The organism is Lentzea waywayandensis, from assembly GCF_900115955.1.
Taxonomy (GTDB): domain Bacteria; phylum Actinomycetota; class Actinomycetes; order Mycobacteriales; family Pseudonocardiaceae; genus Lentzea; species Lentzea waywayandensis.
Genome location: NZ_FOYL01000003.1, coordinates 149486 through 166264 on the forward strand (window position 1 = coordinate 149486; position 16779 = coordinate 166264).

Annotated in this window: 19 protein-coding genes; 4 read left to right on the plus strand and 15 right to left on the minus strand. The window is 68.6% G+C overall.

All coding sequences use genetic code 11. From position 1 onward, the window contains the following. Window positions 1-94 precede the first annotated feature (94 nt). Complete coding sequence (locus tag BM417_RS11320; protein WP_093591422.1) at window positions 95-658, minus strand: dihydrofolate reductase family protein; 564 nt, start codon at window positions 656-658, stop codon at window positions 95-97. A 72-nt stretch (window positions 659-730) separates the two neighbouring features. Between BM417_RS11320 and BM417_RS11325 the strand changes: the two genes are divergently transcribed. After that, a complete protein-coding gene (locus BM417_RS11325) occupies window positions 731-1300 on the plus strand; it encodes a TetR/AcrR family transcriptional regulator (protein WP_093591425.1) in 570 nt (189 codons plus the stop codon). Here the strand turns inward: BM417_RS11325 and BM417_RS11330 are convergent. The 3 genes from BM417_RS11330 to BM417_RS11340 are packed head-to-tail and all read right to left on the minus strand — an operon-like array spanning window position 1290 to window position 3362. Further along, window positions 1290-1610, minus strand: coding sequence for a DUF3017 domain-containing protein (locus tag BM417_RS11330; protein WP_407656139.1), 321 nt, complete (start codon window positions 1608-1610; stop codon window positions 1290-1292). The genes BM417_RS11325 and BM417_RS11330 overlap by 11 nt on opposite strands. Beyond that, window positions 1597-2445 carry a bifunctional methylenetetrahydrofolate dehydrogenase/methenyltetrahydrofolate cyclohydrolase gene (locus tag BM417_RS11335; RefSeq protein ID WP_093591428.1) on the minus strand — a complete coding sequence of 283 codons (849 nt, stop codon included), beginning with the start codon at window positions 2443-2445 and terminating at the stop codon, window positions 1597-1599. Before BM417_RS11335 ends, BM417_RS11330 begins: the two co-directional genes overlap by 14 nt. After that, a complete protein-coding gene (locus BM417_RS11340) occupies window positions 2442-3362 on the minus strand; it encodes a DMT family transporter (RefSeq protein ID WP_093591431.1) in 921 nt (306 codons plus the stop codon). The genes BM417_RS11335 and BM417_RS11340 overlap by 4 nt, the downstream gene beginning before the upstream one ends. Before the next feature lie 138 nt (window positions 3363-3500). On the opposite strand from BM417_RS11340, the gene BM417_RS11345 reads away from it, so the two are divergent. Beyond that, a complete protein-coding gene (locus tag BM417_RS11345) occupies window positions 3501-6191 on the plus strand; it encodes a TNT domain-containing protein (protein WP_093591434.1) in 2691 nt (896 codons plus the stop codon). A 61-nt stretch (window positions 6192-6252) separates the two neighbouring features. On the opposite strand, the gene BM417_RS11350 is transcribed toward BM417_RS11345, so the two are convergent. Further along, window positions 6253-6804, minus strand: coding sequence for a pentapeptide repeat-containing protein (locus BM417_RS11350; protein ID WP_093593525.1), 552 nt, complete (start codon window positions 6802-6804; stop codon window positions 6253-6255). A gap of 140 nt (window positions 6805-6944) precedes the next feature. Between BM417_RS11350 and BM417_RS11355 the strand changes: the two genes are divergently transcribed. Together BM417_RS11355 and BM417_RS11360 are read left to right on the plus strand one after the other, a co-directional pair. Beyond that, the gene (locus tag BM417_RS11355; protein ID WP_093591437.1) at window positions 6945-7925 is read left to right on the plus strand and encodes a malate dehydrogenase; all 981 of its coding nucleotides are present in this window, start codon (window positions 6945-6947) and stop codon (window positions 7923-7925) included. Window positions 7926-7940: 15 nt separating this feature from the next. Continuing rightward, entirely contained in the window at window positions 7941-8762 is an 822-nt protein-coding gene (locus BM417_RS11360; RefSeq protein ID WP_245821854.1) for an inositol monophosphatase family protein, read from the plus strand. Here the strand turns inward: BM417_RS11360 and BM417_RS11365 are convergent. The 10 genes from BM417_RS11365 to BM417_RS11410 form a co-directional block, all read right to left on the minus strand. Continuing rightward, window positions 8759-8950 carry a DUF1918 domain-containing protein gene (locus BM417_RS11365; RefSeq protein WP_093591440.1) on the minus strand — a complete coding sequence of 64 codons (192 nt, stop codon included), beginning with the start codon at window positions 8948-8950 and terminating at the stop codon, window positions 8759-8761. The two genes, BM417_RS11360 and BM417_RS11365, sit on opposite strands and share 4 nt — an antisense overlap. Before the next feature lie 96 nt (window positions 8951-9046). Further along, complete coding sequence (locus BM417_RS11370; RefSeq protein ID WP_143138606.1) at window positions 9047-9394, minus strand: hypothetical protein; 348 nt, start codon at window positions 9392-9394, stop codon at window positions 9047-9049. A gap of 45 nt (window positions 9395-9439) precedes the next feature. Next, a complete protein-coding gene (locus tag BM417_RS11375; protein ID WP_093591446.1) occupies window positions 9440-10411 on the minus strand; it encodes an ABC transporter ATP-binding protein in 972 nt (323 codons plus the stop codon). Continuing rightward, window positions 10408-11205 carry an ABC transporter permease gene (locus tag BM417_RS11380; protein WP_093591449.1) on the minus strand — a complete coding sequence of 266 codons (798 nt, stop codon included), beginning with the start codon at window positions 11203-11205 and terminating at the stop codon, window positions 10408-10410. Before BM417_RS11380 ends, BM417_RS11375 begins: the two co-directional genes overlap by 4 nt. Beyond that, window positions 11198-11908, minus strand: a complete 711-nt coding sequence (locus BM417_RS11385) for an ABC transporter permease (protein ID WP_245821855.1) — start codon at window positions 11906-11908, stop codon at window positions 11198-11200. The genes BM417_RS11380 and BM417_RS11385 overlap by 8 nt, the downstream gene beginning before the upstream one ends. Window positions 11909-12019: 111 nt before the next feature. Next, a complete protein-coding gene (locus tag BM417_RS11390; RefSeq protein WP_143138607.1) occupies window positions 12020-12484 on the minus strand; it encodes a hypothetical protein in 465 nt (154 codons plus the stop codon). Window positions 12485-12572: 88 nt separating this feature from the next. After that, entirely contained in the window at window positions 12573-13943 is a 1371-nt protein-coding gene (locus tag BM417_RS11395; RefSeq protein ID WP_245821856.1) for a serine/threonine-protein kinase, read from the minus strand. A 37-nt stretch (window positions 13944-13980) separates the two neighbouring features. Then, window positions 13981-14886, minus strand: coding sequence for an esterase-like activity of phytase family protein (locus BM417_RS11400; RefSeq protein ID WP_143138608.1), 906 nt, complete (start codon window positions 14884-14886; stop codon window positions 13981-13983). Window positions 14887-14999: 113 nt separating this feature from the next. Then, the gene (locus BM417_RS11405) at window positions 15000-15566 is read right to left on the minus strand and encodes an HhH-GPD-type base excision DNA repair protein (RefSeq protein WP_093591464.1); all 567 of its coding nucleotides are present in this window, start codon (window positions 15564-15566) and stop codon (window positions 15000-15002) included. Between the two features lie 75 nt (window positions 15567-15641). Then, window positions 15642-16757, minus strand: coding sequence for a J domain-containing protein (locus tag BM417_RS11410; protein ID WP_093591467.1), 1116 nt, complete (start codon window positions 16755-16757; stop codon window positions 15642-15644). Window positions 16758-16779 lie beyond the last annotated feature (22 nt).

Here is a 16779-nt window from a genome sequence, read left to right on the forward strand (position 1 = left end):
CCCCAGATTCTGTCCAATGCAACAAACCACAGGACGCACGGTCCTGCTGGAGGTTGCACACGAGGTTCAGACCACTGGGGGACCGCAGCCGTGCTCAGGGACGTTCGTAGGTCATGAACGAAACCCCGCTCTCGAACAGTTGCGCAGCCGTGCGCTGGAACTTCGTGATGTCGGCCTTCCCGTCGAACAACGGGATGCCGCGCCCGAACACCACCGGGTGGATCTTGAGCAGCAGCTTGTCGATCTCGGGCAGGAGTTCGCCCGCGAGCTTGCCGCCGCCGCACAGCCAGATGTCGAGGCCGTCCTCCGCCTTCAGTGAGCGCACACGCCCGAGGACGTCCTCGCCGATCAGTTCGACGTCGTCCGGGGTGTCGAGCGCCTGGGACGTCACGACGAACTGGCGCAGGTGCGCGTAGGGCGAGGCCAGGCCACCGGGGATCTGGTAGGTGTTGCGGCCCATCAGGACCGTGTCGAAGTTCCGGTTCGGTGCGTCCTGGAGCCCGAGTGCCTCGCGGAACTGGGTGGGCAGCGTGTCCGCGTACACGGCGTTGATGCCCTCCATGTGGTCGCCTTCGAAGACGAACCCGTCGAAGGTCCCGTCTTCGGCCGCGATGTAACCGTCCAGCGTGACGGCCACGTAGTAGACGAGCTTTCGCATGCAAACCCCCTGGATCTCGTTCAACCACGACAACTGTAGTACTATGCCTGTAGTGGTTGTCAAGGAGGCATCGTGGTCCGGAACGAGGCACGGCGAACTTCTCTGCTGGACGCGGCGATCGACGTCCTGGCCGAAGAGGGCGCGCGGGGACTGACCTACCGCGCGATCGACGCGAAGGCGCAGGTGCCGGCAGGCACGGCGTCGAACTACTTCGCGAACCGCGACGAGCTGATGTCGAACGTCATGACGCGGGTGCACGACCGGCTCATGCCGTCCGACGAGTCGGTCGCCCAGTCGCTCGCGTTGCCGCGCGACAGGTCGCTGACGGTGAAGTTCATGCACGACATCATCAAGCGGGCGGACGCCGACAAGGCCTGCTACCTCGCGATGATGGAGCTGCGGCTGGAGGCCACGAGAAGGCCGGAGATCCGGCAGGCGCTCACGAGGACGATCGCCGGCAACATCGAGGCCAACGTCGCGTTCAACGAGGAGTCGAAGCTGCCGGGCGACCGGATGACCGTCGTCTCGCTGTACTTCGCGATGACGGGGCTGATCTACGAACGGCTGACGCTGCCGGACGTGGTGGCCACCATGGACCTCGACGAGCTGGTCGAGGTCATGGTGGACCGCGCTATCGGCTGAGGGGGCCGCCGGTGATCGTCAGGGCGACGGCGATCACCACGATGCCCAGCGTCGAGTACAGGAACGCGTCCATGCCACGGCCGCGGATCTTGATCAGACCCGCCTGCTCGTCGGTCACGAGGATCCGCAGCACGGCCGCGACCAGCAGCGACACACCGAGCAGCACGGCGCCCTGCCGCCAGTGGTACTGGAAGATCCGCACCAGCCCGAGCGCACCGACCCCGAGCACCAGCGCGAACGGCAGGTGCTTCCCGGGGCCTGAACGCCAGCGCTGTTCGCCCATGAGCGCTTCCGCGTCAGACCGCTGCATTGGCGCGCTCGGCGGCTTCGACGGTGTTGGTCAGCAACATCGCGACGGTCATCGGGCCGGAGCCACCGGGGATCGGGGCGAGCCAGCCGGCGACCTCGCGGACCTCGGGGGCCACGTCGCCGACCAGACCGGCCTCGGTGCGGGTGATGCCGACGTCGACCACGGCCGCGCCCGGCTTGACCATGTCCGCGGTGATCAGGCCGGGGCTGCCGGCACCGGCGATCACGATGTCCGCGCGGCGCACCTCGGCCGCCAGGTCCTTGGTGCCGGTGTGGCACAGCGTCACGGTGGCGTTCTCGCTGCGGCGGGTCAGCAGCAGGCCGATCGGGCGGCCCACGGTGACACCACGGCCGACGACGGTGACGTTCGCGCCGGCGATCGGCACGTCGTAGCGGCGCAGCAGCTCCACGATGCCGCGCGGCGTCGCGGGCAGCGCCGCGTCCTCGCCGAGCACGAGCTTGCCGAGGTTGACCGGGTGCAGGCCGTCGCCGTCCTTGGCCGGGTCGACGCGCTCCAGGATCGCGTTCGCGTTGAGGTGCTTGGGCAGCGGCAGCTGGACGATGTACGCGGTGACCTCGGGGTTCGCGTTCAGCTCGTCGATGACGGCCTCGAGCTCCGCCTGCGTGATCGACTCGGGGAGGTCGCGCCGGATCGACTTGATGCCGACCTTCTCGCACGCCCGGTGCTTGCCCTTGACGTACGAGCGCGAGCCGGGGTCGTCGCCGACCAGCACGGTGGCCAGACCGACTGGGCCGGGCAGCGCGGCGACCCGCGCCTTGAGGTCCTCGAACAGCGCGTTCCGGGTTTCGTTGCCGTTGAGCAGCGTCGCAGTCACGTCCTCATCCTCCCATTGGGCAGGGCCGCGACGCCCACCGACACCAGCGTCAGCGCCACGCCGATCACCGTCGGCAACGCCAGCTGCCCGCTCACCGCGTCGAGAAGCACGGCCCCGATGAGCTGCCCGCACACGCCGCACAACCCGACCATCAACACGCCGATGAACCGCACCGACGTGATCGCGCCACCCACGCCGACGATGCCCAGCAACCCGCCGAGGTACAGCCACCACTGCGAGGGGAACGCGCCGGGCACGCCACTCCACGTCACGGCGTTGACCAGCGACAACGCCGCCGTGCCCACGCTGAAGTTCACCAGGATCGTCGCCACCGAGCTGACCGCGGCCTCGCGCACCAGCCCGTTCACCGCCTGCTGCCAGCCCATCAGCAGGCCCGCGACCAGCGGCAGCACCGCGAGCCACAACGCGCCGGGCGACGTGAACCGGTTCGACACCGCGATCGTGACGGCGATAACACCGACGGCCGCTCCGACGACACGTGTCTTTGTAATCGGCTTCGAGTCGCCGGGACCGACCCCGAGGTTGTCCATGACCATGCTGCTCACGACCTGCCCGATCACCACCGCGACCGTGAACACCGCCACACCGATGGTCGCGACCGCGAGCCCCTGCGAGCCGACGAGCACCGCGCCGCTGACGCCGCCGACGCACTCCCACCACCGGATGCGCCGGTGCCGCAGCGCGTCACGCAGCCGCAGCAGCCCGTCCCGTCCGGACTGCCGGGACAGCACGACCGCGAGCAGCACGAACCACCCGCCGCCGAAGGAGATCAACGCCGCGAGCAGGCCGTTGCCCAGCGACTGCGCGAGCGACCCGTTGACGCGCGCCTGGACCGCGATGGCCACTCCGCCCGCCGCCGCCAGCAGACCACCGGTCACCTGCGCGGACCGCGTCACATGGCCTCCAGACCGGACGAACGTGTTCTTGATCAGCTTTAACCATGCACGTCCACCGCGTTATGGTCGGGCCTCCACCGTTCGGCGCATCGGCGGGGGACGTGTGCGATCCGGCGAGTTGCGGGGGAAGATGTTGGCGTGTCCGAGCCGAAGCCGTTGAACCCTACCGAGCAGGACACTCTGGTTAAGCAGATCGGCCTGACTCTGATGCGGGCCGCACCAGAGGACTGGCGCAGTGTCATCGCGCAGTACCGCGCCACCGGCCGGTACTTCGAACTGGAGGCCGAACTCAAGCTGCAGGACGGCTCCAAGCGCGCCTGGGCGGTGCCGCAGGAGGCGGCCTCGCTGTTCGCGCGCCTGCGGGCCGGAATGCATCGCGAGGGCCGTGGCAGCTGGACCAATGCCCGGTACCAGCTCGACCATCCCTCCAGCTACAACCTCGACTTCGACCGCGCGGAGCCGAGCTGGCAGACACCACCTCCGCAGCAGGCGTACTTCGACGAGATGCGGTTCTTCCCGCGTGCCGAGGAGAACGTCCCGGAGTGGCTGCGCCGCAGGCTGAACCCGCCGACGCCGGTGTTCCGCACCGTCCGCGTGTTCGACGGCGCCGGACCGAACGGTCGTCCGTCGGTCAACCGGCCGCCGGTGCCGGAGCCCGAGGTCGCGCCGCTGCTCACGTACCTGTCGAACGCGCCGGTCGCCGTGGCCGGGCGTGGCTTCGACAACGACGTGCTGCACCCGGACGCGCCGCCGGTCGTGCCGTCCGGGTTCCAGACGGACGGTGCGTGGATCTGGCCCGCCGGAGTCGCGTACTACCTGCGCAAGTACGGCGTGCCGCCCGAGCCCGAACTGGTCGAACGCGCGCGTGCGGCCGGTTTCACCCTGCCGGAGGTCAGCGAGGAGTCGAGGCTCGCCGCCGCGGCGAACCTGGGCGCTCCCGCCGCGCCTCCCGGCACCGTGGTGCCGACGCCGGTCGAGCCGGAACCGGAACCGGAGCCCGAACCCGCGGTGGACGCGACGCAGTTCGTCACGCCTCCCAAGTTCGAGGCCACGAAGTTCGAGGCTCCCCAGTTCGAGGCTCCCAAGTTCGAGACGGCGGACGAGGCGGAGGAGGAGTACGACTTCGAGCCGCTGTACCCCGAGCCGCCGGTCGTCGAGGAGCCGCAGCGCAAGCAGAAGCCCGTCGACGACCTCGGCGAGACGCTCGCGGTGGCCGTACCGCCGCTGGGTGGTGACGGCCCTCCCTACCGGGTCGTCTTCGACTCGGACGGCGTGCCCGGCACCGTCGACGACCGCACCCTGCGCGACACGTACGGCGCGGGCATGGACCTCTTCGCCCCGCATCCGAGCGAGGTCGCGGAGGCCGAGGCACCGGCGCCCGCCCCGGAGATCGTCCGGGAACCGGAGCCCGTCGCCGAGAAGCCGAACGAAACCGACCTCCAGGACGAACACGTAGACGTGGACGCCCCCGAGGAACCCGAGATCCCCACCGCAGGGCCGGACGAGCCCGAGCTCCTCACGCACCACCGCGAAGCGGAGCTCACGGACCACCTGGTCGCCGAGACCGAGGAACATCCGCGCGACGCCATGCAGGACACGATGGCGTGGAGCCCCGTTCTCGACGAGCCGCTGGAGAGCCCGGCCGAAGTCACCGAGGAGCACCCGGTCGTCGCGGTGACCCAGGACGAGCCGGACCTCGCCGAGGAGGAGATCGAGTCCACGACCTCCTTCGAGGCGACCGCGTTCGAGCCGGAGTTCGAGGACCGCTTCGAGGCGCAGCTCGACTCGCACTTCGAACCGGAACCCGTCGCCGAGGCCGTGCCGGTCGTGCCCGTGGTTCCCGTGTCCCCGCCGGCGCCGACGCGCTCCGAGGAGACCACCCAGTTCGACGCGGCGCTGTTCAACGAGCCGGAACCCGAGCCCGAACCCGAACCGGAGCCGGTCAAGCCGCCGCGGCAGGTCACGCAGGAGGAGGACCGCGAGCTGGCGGGCACCCGCCGTGCGCTCGACGACCTCAACGTGCCGCACGGCGTGTTCCGGATCGGCGGCGAGCCCGCCGACCGCACCTGGACGCTGCGCCTCGACGGCGACAGCTGGGAGGTGTGCTGGTTCGACCACGGCCCGAAGAGCCCTGTGCGGTTCGACAAGGTCGAGGACGCGTCGGCGTACCTGGTGGGCAAGCTGGTGCTGGGCAACTTCCGCACGATTCCGCGGACGCCGCCCCCACCCCCGCCGCGGCCGATCACCAACGGCTTCCGCGAGGAGCCGCGCCGTCCCGTTCCGCCGCAGCGCCCGCCGATGCCGCAGCCTCAGGCACAGCCTCAGCCTCAGGCACAGGCGCCGACGCAGGTGCAGCAGGCGCCGTTGCCCCCGGCCGCGGCCCCGACGAAGGTCCAGCCGGTTCCACCACCCGCACCGCAGCAGGCCCCGGCACCCTCGCCGGTCGCCGCCGCCGTGGCGCAGGAGGAACCGTCGAAGCGGAAGTTCCCGATCTCGCCGCTCGCGGGCGAGCCGCCACTGACGTTGTTCCGCCACAAGCAGATGTTCGAACTGCCGGCGGGCACCGAGATCGACCGCTACGGCGACCAGAGCGGCAACCTCGTCTACGTGGCGGGCACGCCGTTCCCGGAACGCAGCCTCGTGCCGTCGTGGATCAACCGCCCGTACCGCGTGTACCGGTTGCGCCGCCCGCTCGAGGTGCTGACGGGCGTGGCCGTGCCGTGGTTCGAGCAGCCCGGTGGCGGTACCGCCTACCTGCTGCCGAGGGCGGTCGAGGAGATGGTCGCGGACGGCGTTCTCGTGGAGATCACGGGATCAGCCGACCACTGATCGCTTGCTTCTGAGGTGGCCGGGATCCTCGCGATCCCGGCCACAGCCGTGTGAGCGCACTTCACGACACAACCAGGCCGTAGGCGGCCGCGAAAGCGATCGCCTGGTCGATGTCGATCAGGGCTCCGGCGAGCTTGGCCTGCCGGAGTCCGTTCGCGTCCACCACCGCCCCGCGCAGGTCGGCGCCCTCCAGCTTGGCGTCGAGCAGCCGTGCGCCCAGCAGGTCCGCCTTGCTCAGGTCGGCGTTGCGCAGATCCGCCTCGCTGAGGTTCGTCTCGCGGAACCGCTGACCGCCCAGCTTCAGGTCGTACAGCGGCGCCTTGACGAACGACGCCAGTGTGAAGTCCACCTCGACGAAGGTGACGGGCCGCAACACGCAGTCGACGAAGTTCGAACCCATGAGGCTGCACGAGTTGAACGACGACCGCGTCAGCACCGTGCGGTCGAAGGTGCACTGACGGAACGCCGTCGCCTGGTGCTTCGACTCGCCGAGGTCCGTCCGGGTGAAGTCGCAGCGGGTGAACGTGCACCCCGTCGTGACGAGTTCGCGAAGGTCGGCCTCGGTGAAGTCGCAGTCGGTGAAAGACCGCTTCTCCCAGTGCTGACCGGGCATGACGGCGTCGGAGTAGTCCTCGCCGATCTCTTCGTCGGGGATGTCCACTCTCACACTCTGCCATTGGCCACGTGTTGGTAACGTGCGGGTCGCCGGGCGACCTGCCCGACGTCAACGAGGACCGTCATTCGGGAAGGCTCATGACCCGCACGCCCGTGAACGTCACTGTCACCGGTGCAGCCGGCCAGATCGGCTACGCACTGCTCTTCCGCATCGCTTCCGGCCACCTGCTCGGCCCGGACACCCCGGTCAACCTGCGGCTGCTGGAGATCACCCCCGCGCTGAAGGCCGCCGAGGGCACCGCGATGGAGCTGGACGACTGCGCCTTCCCGCTGCTCAAGGGCATCACGATCACCGACGACGCGAAGACCGCGTTCGACGGCGTGAACGTGGCCCTGCTCGTCGGCGCCCGCCCCCGCACCAAGGGCATGGAGCGCGGCGACCTCCTCGAAGCCAACGGTGGCATCTTCAAGCCGCAGGGTGAGGCGATCAACGCCGGCGCCGCGGACGACGTGAAGGTGCTCGTGGTCGGCAACCCGGCCAACACCAACGCCCTCATCGCCCAGCAGCACGCGCCGGACGTCCCGCGCGAGCGCTTCACCGCGATGACGCGGCTGGACCACAACCGCGCCCTGTCGCAGCTCGCCAAGAAGCTGGGCGTCGCGGTCACGGACATCCAGAACATGACGATCTGGGGCAACCACTCGGCCACCCAGTACCCGGACCTGTTCCACGCCAAGGTCGGCGACAAGACCGCCGCCGAGGCCGTGAACGACCAGGCGTGGCTGGAGAACGACTTCATCCCGACCGTCGCCAAGCGCGGTGCGGCGATCATCGAGGCCCGTGGCGCGTCTTCCGCCGCGTCGGCCGCGAACGCCGCCATCGACCACGTCTACGACTGGGTCAACGGCACCGAGTGGACCTCGATGGCCATCCCGTCGGACGGTTCGTACGGCGTGCCCGAGGGCATCATCTCGTCGTTCCCGGTCCGCACCTCGGGTGGTTCCTACGAGATCATCCAGGGCCTGGAGATCGACGAGTTCTCCCGCTCCCGCATCGACGCCTCGGTCGCCGAGCTCGTCGAGGAGCGCGACGCGGTCAAGGGCCTCGGCCTGATCTGAGTTTTTCGTGGCAGTGTGGGGAACGTGCTGATCCCGTGGGACGTTCCCCAGCCACAGCTCTCCGATGACGTGCACCCTGCGCTCGCTGATGCCGCTCGCGCGGCGTCGGCGGCGTACGGGCGTGCCCGATCTCTGCACACGCGCCTCGAACTCCGCGAAGAAGTGGCGGACGGCGCGGACGGAACACCGACGATGCTCGTCGACCGCATCGTCGAGGACGCGATCCTGGAGTCCATTCACCGCAGTCGCGTGAATCTGCTCTCCGAGGAAGCCGGGTTCGTCGACAACGGTTCCTCGATCACCCTCGTCATCGACCCGGTCGACGGGTCCGCGAACGCCGCGTTCGGCGTCCCTCTCTCCTGCTTCGCCGGTGCCCTCGTCGAGGACGGCACGGCAAAAGAAGCTCTGACGACATGGTTCGACACGGGCCGTGCGTGGCATGCGCTCGCCGGAGTGCCGACGTCGTTCCGCACCACCGGACGTACGACGCTGGACGGCGCGTCGGTGTGCATCATGCGTCCCAAGAAGGGCACTCAGGACGCGTGGCTGCGCATCGCGAACCGCGCCGACCGCATCCGTGTGCTGTGCACGACGTGCCTGGAGACCATGCTGGTCGCGGAAGGCACGGTCGACGCGTTCATCGATCCGGGCAGCGACACGCACCGGATCATGGACCTCGCGACGGCACTGGTCACCGTCCCCGCCGCGGGCGGGGTGCTGGTCGACCTGCACGGGCGGCCGTTCACGTTCGAACCCGACCTGACCCACCGGTGGTCAGGCGTGGCGGCAGCGACTCCTCAGCTGGCCGAGGAGCTCATCGCGACCGTGCTGGGCTAGACCGTGCCCCGCGACTCGACGACGCAGTCGGGGCCGGGGAACACCAGGCCCTCGTGACCGTCGTTGAAGCGGACGAGGTACGGCGGATGCCCATCGCTCCCGCGCACTTCGAGGATCTCGCCGAGGCGTTCCTCGAGGCCGACGGAGCGGCTGTGGACGTGGAGCCTGTCACCCACTGTTGCTTGCATGGTGCTGCAACACCTCCGGTGTGCGGCCGAGGCTTGGCGCGTTGAACGCGTCAAAGCCTAGGCGCACACCGGAGGCGCGCAACAGGGCTCAAGTGCTCATCCGCCGCAAGCCGAGGAGACCTTCGCGGCGAGGTCGGCCTTCTGGGCCACCCAGTCCGCCGCGGAGTTCACGTTCTGCATGCCGTTCGCGGCCTCTTCGAGAGCCTTCTTCACCTGCTCGTCCGGCGCCGAGTTCGCGAGGGTCTCGAGCTCCTTCGCCTTGGCCTGGGTCTCCTCCAGGGCCTTCTGCGGGTCGCTCATGTCCGGCGAGAAGCCCAGCAGCGAGATGGCGTCGGCGCACAGCTTCACCTTGTCCGCGGTGTCGCTGACGCCCTGGATCGTGTCGCACGCCGTCAAGCTGCCCAACGCGATGACAGCCGCGGCAAGCGGTCCAACTAGGCGCATTCGCGCTCCTTCTGCCCGATGTGTCCGTTTGTGTTGCCTATGACTCTACCGACGTACGTCTTGATCGAGTTGGCGTTGGTAGAGCTTGCGGATGACGTCGTCGATTTCCGGCTCCACGACGGCGAGGTCGTGGACCTCCACCTGCCGCACCACCTGGGTGATCAACTGTGCCGCCGTCGTCTCCGCCCTCCTGAACGTGAGGTGGTGTCGCAACCCGTTGGCCTCGCTGCGCACCGCCGTTACTCCAGGGACGTCCGGTGCCGGTCCGGGTTCCCTGAGGTCGATCACGAGCTCGCGGTCCGGGGTGACCTCGGCACGCAGCTCGTCCAGTGGGCCGTCGGCGAGCACCCGGCCGTGGTCGATCACCATCAGCCGCGGGCAGAGACGTTCGATGTCGTCGAGGTCGTGCGTGGTGAGCAGAAGCGTTGTGCCGCGGCGGGTGTTGATGTCCGCGAGGAACTCCCTGAGGCGTTCCTTGGACTCCAGGTCCAGGCCGATCGTCGGCTCGTCCAGCACCAGGAGCTCCGGTGCGTGCAGCAGAGCCGCGGTGATCTCGCCGCGCATCCGTTGCCCCAGCGAGAGCTGCCGCACCGGGGTGATCAGAAGCTCTTGCAGGCCAAGGAGTTCGACGCACTCGTCGAGCCGCTTCCGGTAGTCCTCGGCTGACACGCGGTAGATGGACCTGAGCAGGTCGAAGCTGTCCCTGAGCGGCAGGTCCCACCAGAGCTGGCTGCGCTGGCCGAACACGACACCGATGCGTTTCGCGAGATCACGCCGTTGCCTCGACGGGTCCACACCGTCGACTGTGATGTGCCCGCTGGTCGGCACCAGGATCCCGGTCAGCATCTTGATCGTCGTGGACTTGCCGGCACCGTTCGGTCCCACGTACCCGACGGCCTCCCCGGCCTGCACCTCGAACGTGACGCCGTCCACCGCCGTGACGGTCTTGTAGTTGCGCCGCAGGCCCTTCGACGTGGCGACCTTGAACTCCCTGCGGAGCTCCCTGACCTCGATCATGATCCCGTTCCCCGGTAGTGCCTGATCGCGAACCGCCACACGAACCCGGCAACCGTGGCTGCCAGGGCCGCGACGAGCGGTGATGTCCAGCCGACCCAGCCAGGAAGGCCGAGCGGATCCTGCTTCCCGAGCAGCGCGAGGCTCGGGTAGTACGCGACGAACGCCCCCGGCACGATGAACGCCATCAGCCAGCGCAGCGGCCGCGAGTAGACGTTGATCGGGTACGACGTGAAGGCGTTGCTGCCATAGGTGACCGCGTTGGCGAACTCGCGCCCCTCGACGATCCAGAAGCAGACCGAGCACGCGACCACCCAGACCGCGCTGTAGATGACCGCGCCCGCCATCGGCGTCACGATCGTCAGCACGACCTTCGCCGGCGACCAGTCGATCGGCACCTGCGCCAGCGCGTAGAACATGACCGCCAGCGCACCGGTGATGCGCCCGATCCGACGCAGCCTGATGTCGGAGCACATGATCTGCGGCAACGTGCCGAGCGGCCGCATCAGCAGCACGTCGAAGCTGCCCGTGCGGATGTAGGTCGGCAGGTTGTCGAGCTGCCCGGCGAACAGGTCCGCGACCCCGAACGCCGCACCCGCGAACGCGTACATCAGCAGCACTTCGTTCTTCGTGAACCCGCCGAGCGCGTTGATCTGGGTGAACAGGATCAGGATGACGATCAGCTCGTACCCCTGCGCCAGCACCTGCGTCACGAAGTCCATCGCGAACGACGCGCGGTAGGAAAGCTGACTGCGCAGCCGCGCCCCGATCAGCTTCGGGTAAATGAGGTCAGCCACCCTGCACCACCACCTTGCGCACCGCTCGTTGCAGCGTGAGATGGCCGATCGCCAGGATCACCACGGCCCAGAACGCCTGCAGGAGCAGGAGTTTCACCGGATCGCCGTGCCCGAGGAACACGTCGATCGGCGCCTGGAGCACAGCAGGGAACGGCGTCAGCCAGAGCACCTCGCGCGCCCACTCGGGGAAGAACGAGATGGGCACGGTCAGCCCGCACAACAGGCCGGACGAGACGTTCCAGAACCCGTAGAGCCCCCGGTTGTCGATCAGCCAGAACGAGCTGATGTCGATGAGGAACCGGAAGCCGAAGCTGATCACCAGCGCGATCAGCGCGCTGACCAGGAACAACGGCCACTGCACTGCGGTGGCGGGGAACTGGAACGGGAACAGCAGCATGCCGAACACCATCGGCGGAGCGAGCCGCGTCAGAAACGCGTAACCGCCCCGCCCGACGTCCTCCGCGAGAAGGGCGCCCTGCAGGTTCCACGGCCGATAAAGGTCTACTACTACGTCACCGGATCGCACGCGCTCGGCGAGCTCGTTGGTTCCCCACAACAGGATGAACCCGAGCAGCCCCTGCCCGATCCAGACGTAGGTGTTGGCGGCAGCGACGGTGTAGTCCGCGATCTCGCCGTTCGCCGCCTTGAGCGCGGCGACGAGGATGGCGACCCGCAGCAGGCCGAAGACCACGTTCGTGGTCATTCCGGCCAGCATCGCTTGTCGGTAGGTCGAGTACCTTCGGAATCCAGCAATGATCAAATCGGCGTGAACACGCACGTCGGTCTACGTTACCGACCGTCGCAAGTGGATTAACTAGTTGATCTGGACCCTCTTCTCGTTGTCCGGGCCGGGGGTCCTCCAGTACAGCCCGGGTACCGGCCTCTCGCCAGGGTAGGTCGCGGTGTTGCCGAACCCCGCAGGGCAGTGGCCGAGACCAGGAACAGGCTCCATGTTTCCGCCTGCGGAGAAGTGCGTGGCACTCACCCAACCCCAGTACCCGTTGTCTCCCAGGGTGTAGGCGAACCAGTTGTTGATGAGATCCGGGCTGCCGTTGACCCCGTAGGTCAGCGTGATCCCGAAAGAGCGCTGGCAGACGAACCAGCTGTTACCCGCGTTGAGGATGCCCTGGACGTTGCCGACCGGGGTGAAGGTGTTCCCGCCGTACATCGCCCACTGGTGGTTGAGGCGCCAGATGCTGCAGGTGTACGTCGTCGAGTACCCGGCGTGGGCACCGGACTGGTAGCAGGCGCCGGCTGCCTGCGCTGCCGGAGCGGTCACGACCAATGAACTTGCGACCGCGAGGCATGCGACAAGTGCGCGAAGCTTCTTCATGATCCCCCCAGGATGTTTGTCCAGCGGATCATAGTCAGCTGCCGAACGCGCTCGTCACGTCTTCGCCGACCTCAGGGTTCTTGGCCAAGCACAGGTAGTAGTTGCGGGTACCGTCCTTGAAACCGACCGCGGTGATCTCCCATCCGGCCGTGTCCACACCCTGTCTCGTGTTGGCCTTCATGACCTCGGACGTGCACGTCTTCGCGAGCTCCGGGGACTTTGCCAGGTCGTCGGGGTCAGCGACGGGAAGCTCGCCGGACAGCCACCCGCCCGCGAAGGCTTCCCAGTAGTGCTCTTCAGCGCAGCTTCCACGACGACGGGCGACGGGGGCGTTGCCGCCGGAATGGGTGATTCCGCCGTAGCAGGTGGACTTGTCGACGCAGAACTTGTCGCCGCACACCTTGAGGAACGGCGGGACGTCCTCCGCGCCGCCCGGCTGTGTCGTCGCCGGTCCGGGCCCCTGGGCGGTCGCCTTGTCCTTGTCGAAGAGGTTCCACACGAGCACGCCCGCCACGATCGCGACGACCAGCCCGGCCGCGGCGACCAGCGGCCACGCCTTGCGCTTGGGCGGGGCAGGAACCGGCACGGTCGGCATCCGCATCGGGTCGACCAGCTCGTCACGCAGCTGCGCGGCACTGGGCGTGCGCAGGTTCGCGTCCGGGTGCAGCGCTCTCGCCAGAGCCTCATGCAACGCGGGCGGCACCCCCGGCACCGCGGGCACGGGCCGGCGCAGGATCTCGCCGAGCTGGTCGAACGACGTGATGGGCCACGGCACCGGGCGCGGCGGCTTGCCCGCGAGCAGCGTGTAGAGCGTCGCGGCGAGCGAGTAGACGTCGGCCTGCGGCGTCGGCTCGGCCATCGCGAACGCCTCGGGCGGCGCGTAGCTGGGGCTCAGGGCGTCACGCGTGACCGTGCTGCCGCCCTGAGCGTCGAGCAACGCCGCGAGCCCGAAGTCGGCCAGCTTCGGCGTGCCGTAGCGGTCGACGAGGATGTTGCCCGGCTTGATGTCCCGGTGCAGCACGCCCGCCTGATGCGCGGCGGCCAGTGCGTCGGCGAGCTTGATGCCGAGATCCCGCACCTGGTCCGGGTGCAACCGGCCCTGCCGGTCGAGCTGGTCGGCGAGCGACCCGCCCGTGCACAGCTCCATCACGATGTACGGCGTGCCCTGACCGGTGATGTTCGCGTCGTGCACCCCGACGACGTGCGGATGGCCCGACAACTTGGCAGCCGCCTGCGCCTCGCGCAGGAACCGCCTCCGGTCGCGTTCGTCGACGAGCACCCGGTTGTCGATCTTGACGGCGACGTCGCGACCGAGCTGTGCCTGGTGCGCGGTGTAGACGGTGGCGAAACCGCCCGCGCCCAACGGTCTCAGGTCGGTCAGGCCGGGGATGTGGGGTGCGGTCACGCGCGGGAGCATAGTTCCGCACCCCGACAATCCTCTTCTAGACCGTGCAGTTCAGCGAACCGCTCCTGAGCGCGTGGCTGCCCGTGTTGTCGTCGTCCGACCACAGCACGACCTTCTTGCCGCTCACACAGGTCGGCGAGATCGCGAAGCCTTCGAGGTTCACGTTCGGCAGCTTCGCCGGCCGGTCGTACGTCGCCGTGACCTTGAACCTGCCGTCACTGATCGCGAGCGTCGTCGCCCGCCCGCTGCAGTTGCTGTCGCACGTGGCCCAGAGCCTGTTGTTCTCCCACTCCAGGTCCATCACCTGCGCCTGCCCGCTCGCGAACTTCGAGACCAGCTTCGCCCCGCCGTCCTGGAGCGCGTACAGGAAGATCCCGCCCGTCGCCTCCAGCCCGACCGCGAACAACCCGGCCCCGTGCGCGGGGTAGTCGGCGGGGTTGTAGAGCTTGCCGGTGTCGTCCTTGAACTGCCGCGCGGTGAGGAACGAGTCCGGAATCCACGAGATGGCCTCGGGCCCGTCGTTGGGGTCGACCGACGGCATCCCGGGCAGCTTCCACTCGGCCACCGCGTTGCTGCCACTGCCGAACTTCAACACCATCGGCGAACTGACATCACCGTTGTCGTTGTCCCGCTCGGTGACGACGAACAGCCCGTCCGGCGTGCTCACCACACCCTCGGCGTCCGGGTCGCCCTGCCCGTTCTTGAAGTTCAGCGACCGCTTCGAGTCGACCTTCCACGTGCTGCCGCTGGGCACGAGCCGGTAGAGCGTGGACGGCCCGTTCTTCACCGCCCACACGACCCCGGCACTCTCGAACGACAACCCGCTCAGGTTCTTGCCGAACACGTTGGTGCCGTCAGCCGTCCTGGTGGCCGAGTCACCGGGCCACGTGGTGGCAGCGCCGGCCACCGCGGTGCCCAGACCGAGCGCCAGGACCGTGAACACGCCAATCGCCTTGATGCGCAACGAAACCGCCCCTTCTCTCACGAGGCAGCAAGATCGCACCTCGTGCGGACAGGCGGCGGACGTCCAGTGCACCAGACGATGAACAGTCCGTGCTACTTCTTGGCGGCGGCCTTCGCGGCCTTCTTGAAGTCGCGAACCTCGAGCAGCGACTTCTGATCGCGCACGTCAGCGACGCTACGTCGGCTTCCTTCGTCCCCGTAGTGACCGGCCGCCTCACGCCACCCAGCGGGCGTGACGTCGAACTGTTTGCCCAAAAGGGCCAGGAAGATCTTGGCCTTCTGATCCCCGAACCCGGGCAACGCCTTGAGCCGCTTGAACACCGCGGCCCCGTCCCCGTCGGCCCAGATCCGCGTGACGTCCCCGTCGTAGGTCTCGACGACGAACTGCGACAACGCCTGCACCCGCTTGGCCATGGAACCGGGGAACCGGTGCACGGCGGGCGGCGTGGCCATGATGGTGGCGAAGGCCTCCGGGTCGGCCTCGGCGATGCGGTGCACGTCCAGGCCGCCCATGCGGTCGGCCAGGACCTTGGGGCCGGAGAACGCCTTCTCCATCGGAATCTGCTGGTCCAGCAACATCCCAGTCAGCAGGGCGAACATGTCCGACGCGAGGAGTGCGTCCGCGTCCGGGTTCTGCGCGAGGCACAACGTGCGGGTCATGGCGGCAATCCTGACACGAACTGCTCCGTCCGGCCTCACGCCGGTTGGTCGTCAGGCGCGGGTGGGCGCGGGCGTTCAGGCGCCGGCCACGCGGACCTCCGAGATCACCTGACGCACCAGGGCGCGCAGGGCCTCGCGGTCGACGGTGGCCGGGTCGTCGGCCAGCCAGTCGCCCATCTCGCTGACGAACTGCTCCGGGGTCATCGGCGGTACGTCGAAGTCGAGGTCGTCGTCGCAGGTGACCTCCCCGGCGCGGCTCGGGTAGACGATCAGGGCTCCTCGGACGTCCAGCCACGGCAGGAGTTCGGCGAAGCGTTCGACGCCTTCGAGCAGTTGTGAGCCGCCGCCGCGGAACGGGTGGCCGTTGCGCCAGAGTTCGCCGTCCTCGTCGCAGTAGTAGTGGCCGGGCAGCCACGACTTCGACTCGATCAGGACCAGGCGGCGGCCGCAGAGCAGGGCGTGGTCGATGTCGGTGAAGACCGAACCCGGCCAGGCGAGGCCGTGGAAGATGCGCACGCCCGGTAGTTGGGTCATGTACTCCGTGAGCAATCCGGCGGTCAGCCGTTCGCGTCTGTTTTCACCCGGACGGCCGAAAATCGTGTTCCCGTCGTACTCACCGGCGAACGCCCGTTCGGCCCGCGCGACCGTCATGTAGCGGCGCACCAGTCGGAACGCCCCGTAACCGGCGCCCGCGATGAGCGGTAGCCAGACGGCGAGGAGCAGTGGTGACAGCGGCATCGCCAACGGGATGAGCAGGACGAACCACCCACCGATCGCGGCCGCCGCGGGGGCGTGGCCGAGGCCGGTGGCGGGGACGTAACGGACGCGCGCGCCCAGGTCGATGCGGTTCCACCACTCCATCGAGCCGAGGTCGACGCGGGGGCGTGGCGCTGCGTAGTTCGGGTCGTCGCCGAAGTCGCGCAGGCGGCCCGTGTGGCCTGTTCGGCGAGGTCGCGGGCGTGTTTGCGGGCGAACGACCGGAGGTGGCGGTGCGGCTGGGCGGTCGTAGTCGGCGCGCCGGACCGGGTCCTTCAGCGTCTCGTAGGCCTCCTGGAGCAGCCGGAAGCTGCCAGACGTCCCACCCGCGTCGGGGTGCATGACCTTGGCGAGAGAGCGGTAGGCCGACTTGATCTCCGAGGCACTGGCGCCCCGGTTGACACCGAGCAACTCGTAGTAGTCGATCCCGGGCACGACACCGTCCAGTTCGGGGTTG

Coding starts and splice junctions, on each gene's coding strand:
- BM417_RS11320 (WP_093591422.1), bottom strand. CDS start 658: ATGCGAAAGCTCGTCTACTACGTGGCCGTCACGCTGGACGGTTACATC.
- BM417_RS11330 (WP_407656139.1), bottom strand. CDS start 1,610: ATGCAGCGGTCTGACGCGGAAGCGCTCATGGGCGAACAGCGCTGGCGT.
- BM417_RS11350 (WP_093593525.1), bottom strand. CDS start 6,804: ATGCCCGGTCAGCACTGGGAGAAGCGGTCTTTCACCGACTGCGACTTC.
- BM417_RS11355 (WP_093591437.1), top strand. CDS start 6,945: ATGACCCGCACGCCCGTGAACGTCACTGTCACCGGTGCAGCCGGCCAG.
- BM417_RS11365 (WP_093591440.1), bottom strand. CDS start 8,950: ATGCAAGCAACAGTGGGTGACAGGCTCCACGTCCACAGCCGCTCCGTC.
- BM417_RS11370 (WP_143138606.1), bottom strand. CDS start 9,394: ATGCGCCTAGTTGGACCGCTTGCCGCGGCTGTCATCGCGTTGGGCAGC.
- BM417_RS11375 (WP_093591446.1), bottom strand. CDS start 10,411: ATGATCGAGGTCAGGGAGCTCCGCAGGGAGTTCAAGGTCGCCACGTCG.
- BM417_RS11385 (WP_245821855.1), bottom strand. CDS start 11,908: ATGACCACGAACGTGGTCTTCGGCCTGCTGCGGGTCGCCATCCTCGTC.
- BM417_RS11405 (WP_093591464.1), bottom strand. CDS start 15,566: ATGACCCGCACGTTGTGCCTCGCGCAGAACCCGGACGCGGACGCACTC.